The following is a 16,526-nucleotide window of genomic DNA, read 5'->3' on the forward strand; positions in this document are numbered from 1 at the left end:
CGGTTTATACAACATTTCCTAGTATATCATTACATAAAAAACGAAGAAATTTAAAGTAAATAATAATAACAACAGCGTAATTAATTGTAATCAAATTTTATATAAAAACAACGTTATTTATGAAGTGGTAAGATAATAAACGTCGCAGGAAACAGACAATAAAAGTTCTGATAACTGTAGTAAATTAATAGTCAATAAAAAATGTTGACAAAACAATTTACAAATGATAAGATGATTAAGTCGCTTGAGGCGACAGAGAAAAACTGGTCTTTGAAAATTAAACAGAGATGATGATGATAAATCATAAAGTCAGTGAATTTGAGTTTGAGATTGAACTTTAAATTGAGAGTTTGATCCTGGCTCAGGACGAACGCTGGCGGCGTGCCTAACACATGCAAGTCGAGCGATGAAGTTCCCTTCGGGGAACGGATTAGCGGCGGACGGGTGAGTAACACGTGGGCAACCTGCCTCAAAGAGGGGAATAGCCTCCCGAAAGGGAGATTAATACCGCATAAAATTACGAAATCGCATGGTTTTGTAATCAAAGGAGTAATCCGCTTTGAGATGGGCCCGCGGCGCATTAGCTAGTTGGTAAGGTAAAGGCTTACCAAGGCGACGATGCGTAGCCGACCTGAGAGGGTGATCGGCCACATTGGAACTGAGACACGGTCCAGACTCCTACGGGAGGCAGCAGTGGGGAATATTGCGCAATGGGGGAAACCCTGACGCAGCAACGCCGCGTGAGTGATGAAGGCCTTAGGGTTGTAAAGCTCTGTTATCTGGGACGATAATGACGGTACCAGAGGAGGAAGCCACGGCTAACTACGTGCCAGCAGCCGCGGTAATACGTAGGTGGCGAGCGTTGTCCGGATTTACTGGGCGTAAAGAGTGCGTAGGCGGATGTTTAAGTGAGATGTGAAATACCCGAGCTCAACTTGGGTGCTGCATTTCAAACTGGGCATCTAGAGTGCAGGAGAGGAAAGCGGAATTCCTAGTGTAGCGGTGAAATGCGTAGAGATTAGGAAGAACACCAGTGGCGAAGGCGGCTTTCTGGACTGTAACTGACGCTGAGGCACGAAAGCGTGGGGAGCAAACAGGATTAGATACCCTGGTAGTCCACGCCGTAAACGATGGGTACTAGGTGTCGGGGGTCCAACCTCGGTGCCGCAGTAAACACATTAAGTACCCCGCCTGGGGAGTACGGTCGCAAGATTAAAACTCAAAGGAATTGACGGGGGCCCGCACAAGCAGCGGAGCATGTGGTTTAATTCGAAGCAACGCGAAGAACCTTACCTAGACTTGACATCCCAAGAATACTGTGGAAACACGGTAGTGCCCTTCGGGGAACTTGGTGACAGGTGGTGCATGGTTGTCGTCAGCTCGTGTCGTGAGATGTTGGGTTAAGTCCCGCAACGAGCGCAACCCCTATTGTTAGTTGCTACCATTAAGTTGAGCACTCTAGCAAGACTGCCTGGGTTAACCAGGAGGAAGGTGGGGATGACGTCAAATCATCATGCCCCTTATGTCTAGGGCTACACACGTGCTACAATGGTCGGTACAACGAGACGCAAGACCGTGAGGTGGAGCAAATCTCAAAAACCGATCTCAGTTCGGATTGTAGGCTGCAACTCGCCTACATGAAGCTGGAGTTGCTAGTAATCGCGAATCAGAATGTCGCGGTGAATATGTTCCCGGGCCTTGTACACACCGCCCGTCACACCATGAGAGCTGGTAACACCCGAAGTCCGTGAGGTAACCGTAAGGAGCCAGCGGCCGAAGGTGGGATTAGTGATTGGGGTGAAGTCGTAACAAGGTAGCCGTAGGAGAACCTGCGGCTGGATCACCTCCTTTCTAAGGAGAACATGAAAAGGAAGTCACCTTTTCGTAAATTATGACAAGTTCACTGAAATCTCTGTTTAATTTTGAGAGACCAGATCTCTCAAATGAAGTTAAACACTTAAGCGATTATACCAAATTAAAATTTGGAATACCTGCTTATGTTCTTTGAAAATTGCACAGTGAAGAAAGTAGAAATTATTACAATTGTGATGATTTCACTGGAGAATCAATTATAGAAACAAACTTATTAGATAATCTAATAAGTGCTAATTTGCAACAAAATCAAAGATTTTAAGATGAGTTAAGGAAACTCAATCAGCAGAGCTGATGAGTGTTAATTTGTTACAAAATCAGAGATTTTGACAAATTATACAGGTCAAGCTACAAAGGGCGCATGGCGGATGCCTTGGCACTAGGAGCCGACGAAGGACGTGATAAGCTGCGATAAGCTGTGGGTAGGCGCAAATAGCCTGTGAACCACAGATTTCCGAATGGGGCAACCTGCTCAGCTACGCTGAGTACTGTATGCTGAATTCATAGGTATACAGAGGCAAACCCGGGGAACTGAAACATCTAAGTACCCGGAGGAAGAGAAAGAAAAATCGATTTCCTAAGTAGCGGCGAGCGAACGGGAAAGAGCCCAAACCTAAGTCTTCGGATTTAGGGGTTGCGGATAGATCATAACGTCTTAGATTTTCTAATCGAAGAGAGCTGGAACGCTCCACCACAGAAGGTAATAGTCCTGTAGGTAAAAGAAATATAAGATAGATCTACTCCAGAGTACCACGAGACACGTGAAACCTTGTGGGAAGCTGGGAGGACCACCTCCCAAGGCTAAATACTACCTAGTGACCGATAGTGAAGAAGTACCGTGAGGGAAAGGTGAAAAGAACCCCGGGAGGGGAGTGAAATAGAACCTGAAACCGTGTGCCTACAAACTGTCGAAGCACTTTACATGTGTGACGGCGTGCTTTTTGTAGAACGAGCCAGCGAGTTATGGTATGTAGCAAGGTTAAGCACTTAAGGTGCGGAGCCGCAGGGAAACCGAGTCTGAATAGGGCGATTAGTTGCATGCTGTAGACCCGAAACCGGGTGACCTATCCATGGCCAGGTTGAAGCGGAAGTAAAATTCCGTGGAGGACCGAACCACGTTGGTGTTGAAAAACCATGGGATGAGCTGTGGATAGCGGAGAAATTCCAATCGAACTCGGAGATAGCTGGTTCTCCCCGAAATAGCTTTAGGGCTAGCGTCAGGTAATTGAGTAATGGAGGTAGAGCACTGAATAGGCTAGGGGGCATATCGCTTACCGAACCTTATCAAACTCCGAATGCCATTTACTTTTATCCTGGCAGTCAGACTACGAATGATAAGATCCGTGGTCAAGAGGGAAACAGCCCAGACCATCAGCTAAGGTCCCAAAGTGTAAGTTAAGTGGTAAAGGATGTGGNTAAAGGAAACTCGCTCAGCAGAGCTGAGGAGTACTATATTTCTAAGGTCTAAAGACCTAAGAACTATAGCATCTGGTGATTATGGCTTGAAGGTAACACCCCTTCCCATTCCGAACAGGACGGTTAAGCTTCAAAGCGCCGATGGTACTGCAGGGGAAGCCCTGTGGGAGAGTAGGTCGTCGCCAGGTTATTTGGCTGGATAGCTCAGTCGGTAGAGCAGAGGACTGAAAATCCTCGTGTCCCTGGTTCGATTCCTGGTCCAGCCACCAACTAAATAAGGCGCTATGGCCAAGTGGTAAGGCAAAGGTCTGCAAAATCTTCATTCCCCGGTTCAAATCCGGGTGGCGCCTCCAAAAAAAGAACTATGATAACTCATAGTTCTTTTTTTAGTGGGCTAGAGTGTCAGTGGGCTAGTGGGCTAGAAGGTGGAATCAATGCTCAATTTTAATTAAGAATTAAGAATGAAGGATGTTTTTCTTAACAGAAAAACTTTAAATTAAGGTCAATGTAAATCCTTTAAGAGGCTTATATACAGTTTAAGCGGGGATGGTGAGTTAATGCTTACTATCCTCGCTTCTTTTGCGCAGGAGGAAAGTCGCTCAGTCAGTGAAAACTGCAAATGGAGAATAAGAAATAATTTTAAAGATGGTATACCAAACACATTTCAAGTATATGGTTACAACATATATAAAGGTAAAATGCAAATAAACCCTAAAGAAGTAGAAGTCGTTATAATGATTTTTAATGCATATTTAGAAGGGATGGGGAGACTTGCCATTGCAAAAAAATTAAATTCAATGGATATAAGAACTAGGAGCAACAAGCAATGGGATAGTTCTAAAATTAAAGAGATATTAAATAATGAGAAATATACAGGGGGGTTATTGTTACAGAAAAAGTATATTGCAGATCATTTAGAAAAGAAAGCTTGTTTAAATGATGGAAGACTTCCTAAATATTATGTAAGTAATAATCATGATGCAATAATAGAGAGAGATACATTTAATAAAGTTCAAAAAGAAATTGAAAAACGCAAGAAGAAATATAAGGTAGGAAAATTTAAAACGAGTAGCAGCTTATGCAAGGGTATCTACTGATAATGATGAACAACTATCAAGTTATGAGGCACAAGTTGATTATTATACAAGACAAATAAAATCAGATCCTGCTTGGAGTTTTGTTAATGTATATTCAGATGAAAGAATTTCAGCTACAAGTACTAAAAAGCGAGAAGGATTTAATAGAATGATAAAGGATGCTTTTGGCCGAAACATAGACCTTATAATAACAAAATCGGTTAGGAGGTTTGCTAGGAATACAGTAGATACATTGATAACAGTAAGAAAGCTAAAGGAAAAGGGTGTAGAAGTATACTTCGAGAAAGAAAATATTTATACCTTGGACAGCAAGGGAGAATTGCTGATAACAATTATGAGCTCATTAGCTCAAGAAGAATCAAGGTCAATAAGTGAAAATGTTACATGAGGGCAGAGAAAAAGATTTGATGATGGTAAAGTAAGTCTGCCTTATAAACATTTTCTTGGATATGAAAAAGGAGAAGATGGATTACCAAAGATTGTAGAAAAGGAAGCTAAAGTTGTTAGATTAATATATAAACTTTTTCTAGAGGGTAAAAATCCATCAGCAATTGCAAGACAATTAACTGAAAATAAAATACCAACCCCAGCAGGTAAAGAAATTTGGAAACCTAGTACGGTGATGAGTATTCTTAAAAATGAAAAGTATAAAGGAGCAGCCATACTTCAAAAGAGTTTTACAGTTGATTTCCTTACAAAGAAAAAGAAAATTAATCAGGGAGAAGTTCCAAAATATTATGTTTAAAATAGCCATCCCGCCATAATTTCTCCTGAGGTTTATGATTTGGTTCAGCAGGAAATCAAAAAAAGAAAAAAGGTAAAAGGTTATAAGACCAGTGGAAACTGTTTTCAGGAAAGATAGTATGCGGTGAATGTGGAAGCTTTTACGGAAGTAAGGTATGGCATTCTAATAGTAAATACCGTAGAGTTATTTGGCAATGCAATTCTAAATTTAAAAATAGTGAAAAGTGTAGCACACCACACCTTTATGAAGATAAAATAAAGCAAGCTTTTGTTGAAGCTTTTAATAGTTTGATTGAAAATAAGGATGAAATTTTAAAAGGTTATAAAGGAATAATACAAGCTTTAACAGATACTTCAAAGTTAGATAAAGAAAGTGCTAAGCTTCAAAGTGAGCTTGATGTAGTTACGGAAAAGCTAAGAAGATGCGTAGAGGAAAATGCACATAATGTTTTGGACAAGAATGAATATGATAAAAGGTATAAAGGTTTAGTTGAAAGGTATGAAAGTATTAAAAAGGATATTGAAGGAATAAATGAAAAGCAACTAGAGATAAGTGCTAAGCAGGAAAACATTGTTGAAGTTATAAAAGAGCTTAAAGCAAGAGATAGCTTAATTACTGAGTTTGATGAGGAACTTTGGTTAGGAACAGTTGAGAAAGTAATTGTGAATACAGAGGAGAAGATAACTTTTGTATTAAAGGATGGGATGGAATTAGAGTGGAATATATAAGATAACACCCATAAGGGTGGCTTCGATATGAGCTTGCATTGAAGTTAAGAATCAGTTGAGAAACCTAAATGGGTATAAATGACCTTATTAAGCAACATAATGATAAATCAATGTACAGAAAAAGAAAGGACAAAAAATCACAGCAATCTAGTTTCAATATAATTGCAACGTGTTGCACTGAAAGCTTGCATAAATGCGCAAAAATTGATATAATATAGAAAATAACCGAATATAGGGGTGATAGATATTAGTGAATTAGCTGCAATTACAATAAGATTAGCAAAAGAAACATGTGAGAATTTTAAAGAACTAGCTAAGAGTAAGGATATTTCACAAGGAAAATTTCTTGGGGATTTGGTTGATATGTATAATAAAAGTCAATCAAAAGAAAATCCTTTAATTGAACAATCTAGTAATAATAAAATACGTCTTTTGCTTAGATATCAAAATGAGTTTACAGAAGATGAAAATAGAAGAATGTTGGAACCAAAAGTTTATGAGTTTAAGGGAGAAGATATTTTCACATTGCAACAGGGGAGAAATATTGAAGTAATAGATTCAATTCAATCTTTAAAAGAAGAATTTAATATTAATAATTCATTAGAAGATTATTATTGTGGATATTGGTTTGGTATATTTAATGATTTGGAGAAAACAAGGTATGTTGTAAATGAATGGATATGGATTACTGATAAGTATTCGAAAAAAACAAAACTAAGTGTTAGAAGATGTAAATTTGCAAATAATTTGATGGATATTGTGAATTGTATTGAAAAGTATGCCTTCATAGGGGATGTTGAAAATGTTGAATATTTATTAGCCAAGAAGATTGATGATGACCAAGAAATTGAAATGTTTAAATAAAATTCAGTTTTAAGGAGTGATTCTGGTGAAAAAATATATGATTTAGAGATACTATATATTCCTGGTGAATATAGTTACAAGCAAAGGATTAGGGGTTTACAAAACTATGAGCATATATCTGGAAATCAAAACTTTAATGGTTGTGGAGGCGTACAAACATTCAAAGGAAGCAAACTGATACTTTATGGAATTGATGAGGAAGGTAAAGAAATAGGAGTATCAATTAAAAATGAAGTTCTTCATACCTTTGAAAGAGAAATGCTTTCGGGAAGTTTTGTAAGAAACTTAGGTAATAAGCTTCCTAAAGAATTAACAATTGAAAGAGATATAAATGGTAGCCTTAAGCTAACTGAAGAATCCTGTAAAAATGTCTATAGGGGGATGCATCCTTGTAAAAAAAGCAACACCTAGAGTGAAAAATTATAAGTGTTAATTAAGAGAAGAAATTATATTTAGGAGGGCAACACTGTGATATTTAGAAACTATGCAGGTATTTATTTTCAATATCCATTAGATGGATATTATTATAGTTTTATTAGAGATGTTTTTGAAGCACGTCTCATTTCGTATGATGAAACAGTAGCTGAATGGAATAAGGGAAATTACTCTTATTTTAATCAATGTCTTAAAAATTTAAGAACACAAGCAGCATCTAATATTGGATTTTGTATGGAAAGTTTTATAGAGTACTATTTATCAGTAGATGAATTAGTTAGATTGGAAATGTTAAAAAAATGTTATCATAATAGCATTAGAGAAGAATACAATCAACAATGTTTTCCATTGGGGCTTGGATTAAATTCTACTTTTAACTTTAGAAAACAAAGTTTTGATACTAAAAATCCACATAATGATATTGTTTTTCTGAAAAAAAATAAAAAAGATGGAAGAATATTAACTAATAATAAATCGAATAGTGATAATGTTGGGTTTCAAATAAAAGCAATTATCACAAATGTGATTGATACAATAATTACTCCTATTATTAAAGGAAAGTATTCACAGGTGTTAACACTTCTTGAAACACAAGATGGCGATGGAAACATAATCCATACAAAAGAAAAATGTTTATTACATGTAAATTTACATAAAAATAAATTTAATAAATTTGAAAGAAGAAAATTAGAAAATTTTATCATAAGTCCTAGTGATATTGGAATACCTCAACAACTCATAAATAATTATTATGATTACATGAAACATGCTTTTAATAATGAATATGATTTTTCAGCATATATTTATAACGGATTATGTTTATATTACAATTGGATTTGTTTTATGGGACAATGTATGAATAAACAAAAACAAATAGATAAACTTCCAATTGTAGAGCGTTTCAACGAAACTTTAATTGAAATATCGGCATAAAGAGAAATTCTTTGCTAGAAATATTTATTTGATATAGAATTTTTAAATAATTAAATTTGGAGGGAAAAATATGAGTAGAGATTTATTGGTAAAAAAAGGAAAAAATCAAAAATAGATTTATGTCAAGTTCCTTTAAAGATAATATATCTGAAACAATATTAGAAATTGTTGGTGCTACAGAGGCAGATTATTATGGGACAACTTCACTGGAAGATATTAACCAAAAAGATGCTTCAATTTATAAGGTTCAATACTATAAATATAGTGATTATGAATTAATAAAATGCTCATTTGGAGCAGCTATTAATACAGAGGAATATAAAAACGAAAAAATCCTTATTTTTAGCCAAGAGCCTGAAGGTGTTTTAGAATACAATGTCGCAGAAATTATCGAAGAATAGTTATAACTTTTAGATATTTGGGTATGTAAAATATATTTTCGTGCAGAATAAATAAGGTATATTTGAAAGAAAAAGACATGAATATAAAAGGTTCAATCGTATACAAATAAACAGATAAGAACTCTGATAATACTCATAAAGTAGAAAAAAGCAAGTATGAAAATAGTTAGTTGTTGTTTAAAAAATTCAAAATACTTGTTGGGGTGCACCTTTTAGTGTAAACTCACACAATTTAGCGTTAACCAAGCTCAAATTTTTTCTTAAAGAAGTCGTTAAATTGTATCAAAACCATAGTCAATAGACAAATAATCAATTAAATATTGATACAATGGAAAGCTCTTGATTTCAAGGGCTTTTGTTGTTTTTTGGAACAAATTAGTGTAATATTTTAAGTTTGGGGTTTGTAATTATAGACTTTTATATTGGAAATGCACACCCCTATGGATTTTTATTAGGGGGGTGCATTTTTTAGATGGTGTGTGCACAATTTAGCGGAAATAAAAAAATATGATAATATTAATACTGTATATTTAAAAATTCATGAATTTAATAAGGAGGATCAAACATAATGGCTGTTACAATTGAAAAATTTAATGATAACTATATAATGGTAAGCTTTAATTATAGCTATGATAATGTTTCGGCAATCAAAAAAATAGAAGTCAGCAGATGGAATGAAGCGAAGAAAGCATGGATAGTGCCCAATACTAATAAAGCCCTATATGCAATAGCTGTAGCTTTTTGTGACGAAGATATTATATTTGATTCATCAATTGATTTGTTTGATTTATAGTTGTTAATTGTTAATTTCCCCATATTCAAAGAATAAAATATGGTTTTGTAATCAAGCTTTATAATCGTGGAATATTGGGTGAGTTAAGGTGTTGTGTGGAGAAGGTGTATCTAGTGGATATATTTCCACTAAAGAAGAAATATAATTTTGATACAATAGAAAGTCTTTGATTTCAGGGGCTTTTCGTGTTTTTGGAGAAAATGAAGTGCTTGAAAAGCAAGGATTGAAGATGAAATTTGGAAATATAATTTAAAAAATGCACTTTTTAATAAGATTATTAAAAATGTAATTTTAGAAAATTACATTTTTAATAGTTGCAATAAACTTCCTTGTGTGATATGATTACATCATGGTAAATAAAGTGATTTTAGAAAGGTAAAATATTTTATGGAAAAGTTAAGCGAATTAGTTGAGTTAGTAAGTGGATCGCCTCAGTTTAGAATTACTGAAGTGTTTGATGAAAAAACACCGCTTTTTACTTATTATAGTCAAACAAATTTAACAGATGATTTGGTAGGTATTATTTCAAGAACTGTGGACAATAAACAAGTCAGGACAAATGATAAACTAAATACCTTATGCGATGGTGATGTAGTATTTAGTTTAATCACGGGAATTGCAACGATAGTAAGAAAAGAGCATGAGGGATATATTTATACGCAAAACTACGTTAAGTTATTACCTAGCCATAAAATTGATTCAAAGTTTTTGGTTTATCTTATTAATGAAAACAAAACAATCAAGAAACAGTTTGTGCTGGGATTGCAAGGTTCTCAAGTTTTAAAATATACTCTAAAGCAACTTAAAGAGCTTGAAATACCGAAAATACCTTCCATAGATAAGCAAAAAATTATAGGACAAGTCTATTTTAATCAGTTAAGGTTACAAATTCTTAGAAATAGAGCAGCGGAACTTGAAACAAAAATCAGATTATCCAAGTTAGAGGAGGCATGGGGGAGATGAATGAAGAGCAATTTGAAACTGAGTTAATACAGTATATTACCAGTGGAACCATAACTAAGCCTGAACATCTAGAAGGAATCAGCGACTTTATTGTTAGAGAAAAACCTGCTGATTACTTTATAAAAACAAAACTGTGGAAGTATGAACCAAAAATTAAAACTACAGAAAAGCTTTGGAATAACTTCAAAGAGATTCTTGAGCGGCACAATCAAAATACACTTGATCATCCTTTAAGTACTGTAGAATTTAATCAAGTCAAAAAGATTATATCTAATATTCAAACACCATATGAAGCTGGACAATTTTTATATGGACTTAATGGTGTATCGCAAATCGAAATTGATTTAGATGACGGTCGTCACGTGTTTTTAACGGTTTTCGATCAAAAACAAATTGGTGCTGGAGATACAGTGTATCAAGTAGTTAATCAGATTGAACGTCCTGCAGTTATCACTGGAAAACAAAATCGTCGTTTTGATACTACACTTCTTATTAATGGACTACCTATAATACAAATTGAAGAAAAACGTGATACACATGATGTCAATGAAGCACTAAATCAAATGCATCAATATTCCCAGGAGAACCAATATAGGGATATTTTTTCTACTCTACAAATATTGGTGGCAATTACACCAAATAACGTGAAGTATATGGCTAATACCACATCAGATAAGTTTAATAAGGACTTTGCTTTTAACTGGCAACGTAAAAGTGATAATACGATTGTACGTAATTGGAAAGAGTTTGCTGATTCAATGTTAAGTATTCCAATGGCACATCAAATGGCTACTAATTATATGATTTTGGATGGCACAAAAAACAAACAAACGCTAAAGGTAATGCGTCCATATCAAGTATATGCTACCCAGGCTGTAATTGAAAATCTAAAACAAGTTGATTTTGAGTTCGGCACAAATAAAGTAGGGTATATTTGGCATACTACTGGTTCTGGTAAAACTATAACTAGTTTCAAAACAGCGTGGCTTGCAAGTCGTATGCCAAAAGTTGATAAAGTTGTTTTCGTAGTAGATAGAATTGCTTTAACAAAACAAACAAATGAAAATTATAAGGCCTATGATCCAGATGCTAGTGAAGATATGCTTGGAAGTGTTCAAAATACTTATAATACTAATGATTTAAGTCGTAAACTAAAGAGCAAAGATAATAATATTATTGTTACTTCTGTTCAAAAGCTTGATACTTTAGTGAAACGTAAATCTTTTAAATCACCTGATAAAAATATTGTATTTATCGTTGATGAGGCACACCGTTCAACTGGTGGTGAAAGTTTTGAAAAGATACAAAAGGCTTTTAAGAAATCTGCTTGGGTTGGTTATACGGGAACACCAATGTTTGATGAAACAACTAATGGCTTACGCACTGAAGATATTTTTGGACCATTGTTACACGCTTATACCATTCGTGAAGCAATAGCAGATAGAAATGTTTTGGGCTTTAAAGTTGATTTTGAAACAACAATTGATGAAAAACAAATGAAATTAAAGTATCTACCAAACTTTTACAGAGAACGTTATCCGAAGTGGACTGAAGAAAAAATTATAGAAAAGATTAATAATCTAAGTCAAGAAGATATGGATGATGCAGTTGAACCAAGTTTTTATGATGAAAATCCTGAACATATCAAGTTAGTAGTTGAAGACATTTTCAAGAATTGGCGAAATCGTTCAAATGAAGGTAAGTATAACGCACTCTTTACCACTCATGTTGGTGGTGGAAAAGCTAGTACTCCAATGGCAATGATGTATTTTAATGAATTTCAACGAGTAAATGATGAGAATAAGAAAAACGGTGGACAAACATTAAAAGTAGCAGTTACATTTAGTCAAAACTCATCTAATAATGATAGTATGCTTGCCACTAATCAAGGCTTACATGATGCTATTGTTGCATATAATAAAGAATTTGGTACAAGCTTTGGCATGGATGATGTAGCAGGATATACACAAGATGTTACTAGTCGTTTGAACAAAACTGTTACAGACAAGAACTTCTTAGATATTGTAATTGTGGTAGATCAACTTTTGACTGGATTTGATGCACCAGAACTTAATACCCTTTATGTAGATAGAACACTTAAAGGGGCTGCACTTATTCAAGCCTATTCAAGAACAAATCGTATTGCTGATATGCAAGAAAAACCTTGGGGGCGTATTGTAAATTATCGTTGGCCTGCTCAAAATGAGAAGTTGATGAATCAAGCTCTCGCAATTTATGCTAATAAAGCTTCTGCAATTTTATCAGAAGATGAACAACGTAAATCTAACCAAAAGGATGGTATTATAGCTAAAGCTTTTGAAGATGTATTTAATGAAGTTAAAGAGACGGTTAAGAAATTAGACAGTTTAACTAATGAATTTAAGCAATTACCACCTTCTGAGAAGCAAAAAGAATATATGATTGATTTATTGCGTGATTATAATGTTGGTATGGCTAAATTAAAACAATATAAACCTGAAGAAGCTGATGGAAATACAGTAGGTTTCAATTACGAAAATCCTGATGAGTTAGTTGAAAAATTAGGTATGACAAGTGAACAAGAAACTATGCTTACTACAGTTTTAACCAATGAGCTTAAACAACATATATCAAAAGAAAAGAAAATTCCTTTTTATCAAATTGAGTTAAAAATGACTCATGTGAAAGATGTGAAAATAGATTATGATTATTTAACTGAATTGGTGGAACAATTATTAAATCAAGTACATGAGGGTAAGAGCCAAGAAGCACAAACTACAAAAGAGAAAATTGATCAATTTGCCAATGGTTTAGAAGATAGAAATTATGCTATGAAGATTATGAATGCAGCAATGGCTATTATCAAAGGGCATTATCCGCCGGAGGGTACTAATCTTAAATATCCAGTGAAACTTAGTGATAGTGAGCAAATTATTCAAGCGGCTAACAATGTAAGTCTTGATAGGCTATTCTTAGATTTTCGAGTAAAGTGGGGAATTACAGATATTATCACAAGTGCTCAGATGCGGGAATTGTTTAGTCGTCATCGTTATGGATTACAAGATTTAGATGATACTGGTCAAATTCGAGATATAATTGCCAAAGCAAGCTTGGATTATAAGACGCTAGCACATAGCGAAGATGTACAGGCTTTATCTAAAATCAAGTACCGCAATGGTTTGCGTGAGGCCATTTATGAATTAGCTGATGATCAGGCTGAAAGTTAAATTATACCTAATGATACTTTTAAAAATTAATTATTGAACTGTCAACTATGAATTGACAGTTAAGATAGGAGATAAAATGGATGAAAATAAAGTAAATGTACCTAAAATAAGGTTCCCAGGATTCACAGATCCTTGGGAAAAGCGTAAGGTTGGAGACTACTACTACTTTAAGAATGGACTTAACAAAGGCAAAGAATTTTTTGGTCATGGAGTTCCTATTGTAAATTTTACTGATGTTTTTCATAACCGTGGTATTAATGCATTAAATTTGAAAGGAAAGGTTAGTTTACAACCTTCAGAAATTGCAAATTATATGGTTCAAAAAGGTGATATTTTTTTTACAAGAACATCTGAAACAATTGATGAAATTGGATATCCATCAGTTATGATAGATGAGCCAAAAGACACTGTTTTTAGTGGGTTTGTGCTAAGAGGTAGAGCTGTCAAAGAAGATCCGTTAACCATTAAGTTTAAACAATATGTTTTTTATACAGACGAGTTTCGTAATGAAATGATTAAAAAAAGTTCTATGACAACTAGAGCGCTTACATCTGGTACAGTGATTAAACAAATGGAATTTTGTTTTCCTAAAGATAAGAGAGAACAGGATAAAATTGGTAACTTTTTTCAAGAACTCGACAACCTTATCACCCTTCATCAGCGTAAGTTAAATCACTTGCAAGATAAGAAAAAAGGTTTGTTACAAAAAATGTTTCCTAAAAATGGTGAAAAATTTCCAGAACTTCGTTTTCCAGGATTTACTGACCCTTGGGAACAGCGTAAATTGGGAGATATACTGAAATATGAGCAACCAACAAAATACATTGTCGAAGATACTGATTATAATGATAGTTTTTCAACACCAGTTTTAACAGCGGGGCAAAGTTTTATCTTAGGATATACAGATGAAACTGATGGCATAAAAAATGCAAATAAAAACAATCCCGTTATAATATTTGATGACTTTACAACATCATCACACTACGTTGATTTCCCTTTTAAGGTCAAGAGTTCAGCAATGAAACTACTTACATTAAAAGATGAAACTGAAGAGTTTTATTTCATTTATAACGTGTTGAAGAATATTAAATATCTTCCACAAAGTCATGAACGACATTGGATTTCTAAGTTCTCAGAATTTACAGTATCAGTACCAGTATTTAGTGAACAGGCTCAAATTGGCACATTTTTTAAGAACCTAGACAACCTTATCACCCTTCATCAGCGTAAGTTAGAGCATTTACAACAACAAAAGAAGGGACTTTTACAACAGATGTTTATCTGATAGCTAGCATCCGTAATACTCCCACTTTTTAAGTGGCAGCTAACGGCTGCACGCTCCTGGATTGGTTCAACTAAATTCAGTGGGAATAAAAACTCTCACTGAAAAGTTTCACCTTATCTAAAGCAAATTAATAAAAGAAAGGAAATAAAAATAATGAGCAATAATATACAATCAATTACTAATAAATTATGGGCAATGGCAAATGAATTACGTGGAACGATGGATGCATCAGAGTACAAAAATTATATATTGGCATTTATGTTTTATAGATATTTATCAGAACATCAAGAGGAGTATTTGTTAAAGAATAATGTTATTGATGTTATAGAGGGGGAGCCTATTAATGAATCCTATAATTCACAAGTAGATGAGTCGGAGCTTCAAGATTATCTGCAAGATATTTCAGCAAGCTTAGGATATGCAATTGCTCCAAAGGATACGTGGCAGTCATTGATTGATAAAATTAATGATTCACAAGTTATTCCTAGTGACTATCAAACTATTTTTGATAACTTTAATAAAAATGCAGAATTAAATAAAGAAGCAGTAAAAGATTTCCGTGGAGTATTTAATGATATTAATTTAGGAGATTCTCGTCTTGGGAATTCTACAAATGAACGCGCTAAATCACTTAACAACATAGTAAAGTTAGTTGATAGTATTGAATACAAAGGTAATGATGGAAAAGACATTTTAGGTGAAATATATGAATACCTAATTGGTCAATTTGCGGCTAGTGCTGGTAAAAAAGGTGGAGAATTCTATACACCACATCAAGTAAGTAAGATTTTAGCTAAAGTAGTAACAGAAGGTGTAGAAAAATCAGATGAATTATTTAGTGTATATGACCCAACAATGGGATCAGGTTCTTTATTACTTACGGTAGGTCAAGAATTACCAAAGGGCACTCCCATGAAGTACTTTGGTCAAGAATTGAATACAACTACATATAACTTGGCACGTATGAATTTAATGATGCATGGTATATCTTATAACAATATGATATTAAGTAATGCTGATACTTTGGAAAGTGATTGGCCAGATGGTCCAGATGCAAAAGGTATTGATCATCCACGTAGTTTTGATGCAGTAGTGGCAAATCCACCATATTCGGCAAAATGGGATAATGATAAAACTAAATTAAAAGACCCACGTTTTAGTGAATATGGAAAGTTAGCACCAGCTTCAAAGGCAGATTACGCTTTTATATTGCATGGTATATATCATTTAAATAAGACTGGAACAATGGCTATTGTTTTACCTCATGGAGTTTTATTTAGAGGTGCAGCAGAAGGAAAAATAAGAGAAACTTTAATTGGTAAAAATTATCTTGATACAATAATTGGATTACCAGCAAATTTATTTTATGGAACAAGTATTCCAACGGTAATTTTAGTGTTAAAGAAGAATCGTGAAAATAAAGATATATTATTTATTGATGCAAGTAATGATTTTGAAAAGAATAAAAATCAAAATAATTTAAGAGATGAAGATATTGATAAAATCATAAAAACATATAAGGAACGTAAAGACGTTGAAAAGTATTCTCATTTGGCATCTATCCAAGAAATTAGAGAAAATGATTTTAATTTAAACATACCACGTTATGTTGATACTTTTGAGGAAGAAGAACCAATTGATTTAGAAGAAATAAATAAGCTGTTAGAACAAGATAATAAGGAAATTGCTGAGCTTGAAGCTGAGATTAATGAACAATTGAAGATTTTAGGCGTAAAAATTTAAATTTGTTGTTAAAGGGAAAGTGAGGTATTCACTTTCCCCCATTTG

The 16,526-nt window shown here is 34.1% G+C and carries 12 protein-coding genes, 2 tRNA genes, 1 rRNA gene, 2 pseudogenes and 1 other annotated feature; all 17 genes and pseudogenes read left to right on the forward strand.

Going from position 1 to position 16,526, the window contains the following annotated elements; genetic code table 11:
* Positions 1-338 precede the first annotated feature (338 nt).
* The 17 genes and pseudogenes from C1715_RS05675 to C1715_RS05745 all read left to right on the forward strand — a co-directional run bounded on the left by C1715_RS05675 (position 339) and on the right by C1715_RS05745 (position 16,481).
* Positions 339-1,851: ribosomal RNA gene (locus C1715_RS05675) — 16S ribosomal RNA — on the forward strand.
* A gap of 376 nt (positions 1,852-2,227) precedes the next feature.
* Positions 2,228-3,486, forward strand: a sequence feature (most likely nonfunctional fraction of RNA operon).
* A tRNA-Phe gene (locus tag C1715_RS05685) sits at positions 3,482-3,557 on the forward strand. Its footprint overlaps the feature before it by 5 nt.
* Positions 3,558-3,566: 9 nt before the next feature.
* Positions 3,567-3,641 (forward strand) — tRNA-Cys (locus tag C1715_RS05690).
* Between the two features lie 204 nt (positions 3,642-3,845).
* Complete coding sequence (locus tag C1715_RS05695; RefSeq protein WP_102399623.1) at positions 3,846-4,385, forward strand: recombinase family protein; 540 nt, start codon at positions 3,846-3,848, stop codon at positions 4,383-4,385.
* A 31-nt stretch (positions 4,386-4,416) separates the two neighbouring features.
* Positions 4,417-4,773 (forward strand): annotated as a pseudogene (locus tag C1715_RS05700) (recombinase family protein); the annotation flags it as partial.
* 123 nt (positions 4,774-4,896) lie between these two features.
* A complete protein-coding gene (locus tag C1715_RS19730) occupies positions 4,897-5,130 on the forward strand; it encodes a recombinase family protein (RefSeq protein ID WP_242971923.1) in 234 nt (77 codons plus the stop codon).
* A gap of 113 nt (positions 5,131-5,243) precedes the next feature.
* Positions 5,244-5,351 (forward strand): annotated as a pseudogene (locus C1715_RS19735) (recombinase zinc beta ribbon domain-containing protein); the annotation flags it as partial.
* Between the two features lie 66 nt (positions 5,352-5,417).
* Positions 5,418-5,858: a hypothetical protein gene (locus C1715_RS19740; RefSeq protein ID WP_242971900.1), complete on the forward strand. Its 441-nt coding sequence runs from the start codon at positions 5,418-5,420 to the stop codon at positions 5,856-5,858.
* 237 nt (positions 5,859-6,095) lie between these two features.
* Complete coding sequence (locus C1715_RS05710) at positions 6,096-6,722, forward strand: hypothetical protein (RefSeq protein WP_102399624.1); 627 nt, start codon at positions 6,096-6,098, stop codon at positions 6,720-6,722.
* Between the two features lie 258 nt (positions 6,723-6,980).
* Positions 6,981-7,133, forward strand: a complete 153-nt coding sequence (locus C1715_RS19620; RefSeq protein WP_207654964.1) for a hypothetical protein — start codon at positions 6,981-6,983, stop codon at positions 7,131-7,133.
* A 57-nt stretch (positions 7,134-7,190) separates the two neighbouring features.
* Positions 7,191-8,090, forward strand: coding sequence for a hypothetical protein (locus C1715_RS05715; RefSeq protein ID WP_102399625.1), 900 nt, complete (start codon positions 7,191-7,193; stop codon positions 8,088-8,090).
* Positions 8,091-8,209: 119 nt separating this feature from the next.
* The gene (locus tag C1715_RS05720; RefSeq protein ID WP_102399626.1) at positions 8,210-8,491 is read left to right on the forward strand and encodes a hypothetical protein; all 282 of its coding nucleotides are present in this window, start codon (positions 8,210-8,212) and stop codon (positions 8,489-8,491) included.
* 568 nt (positions 8,492-9,059) lie between these two features.
* Positions 9,060-9,284 carry an integrase gene (locus tag C1715_RS05725; protein ID WP_102399627.1) on the forward strand — a complete coding sequence of 75 codons (225 nt, stop codon included), beginning with the start codon at positions 9,060-9,062 and terminating at the stop codon, positions 9,282-9,284.
* 387 nt (positions 9,285-9,671) lie between these two features.
* Positions 9,672-10,247 (forward strand): restriction endonuclease subunit S, encoded by a 576-nt coding sequence (locus C1715_RS05730; RefSeq protein WP_102399628.1) that lies wholly within the window; start codon positions 9,672-9,674, stop codon positions 10,245-10,247.
* A complete protein-coding gene (locus C1715_RS05735) occupies positions 10,244-13,453 on the forward strand; it encodes a type I restriction endonuclease subunit R (protein WP_102399629.1) in 3,210 nt (1,069 codons plus the stop codon). Before C1715_RS05730 ends, C1715_RS05735 begins: the two co-directional genes overlap by 4 nt.
* Before the next feature lie 76 nt (positions 13,454-13,529).
* Positions 13,530-14,738, forward strand: coding sequence for a restriction endonuclease subunit S (locus C1715_RS05740; RefSeq protein WP_102399630.1), 1,209 nt, complete (start codon positions 13,530-13,532; stop codon positions 14,736-14,738).
* A 153-nt stretch (positions 14,739-14,891) separates the two neighbouring features.
* Complete coding sequence (locus C1715_RS05745; protein WP_102399631.1) at positions 14,892-16,481, forward strand: type I restriction-modification system subunit M; 1,590 nt, start codon at positions 14,892-14,894, stop codon at positions 16,479-16,481.
* The last annotated feature ends 45 nt before the right edge of the window (positions 16,482-16,526 follow it).

The organism is Haloimpatiens massiliensis (assembly GCF_900184255.1).
Classification (GTDB): domain Bacteria; phylum Bacillota; class Clostridia; order Clostridiales; family Clostridiaceae; genus Haloimpatiens; species Haloimpatiens massiliensis.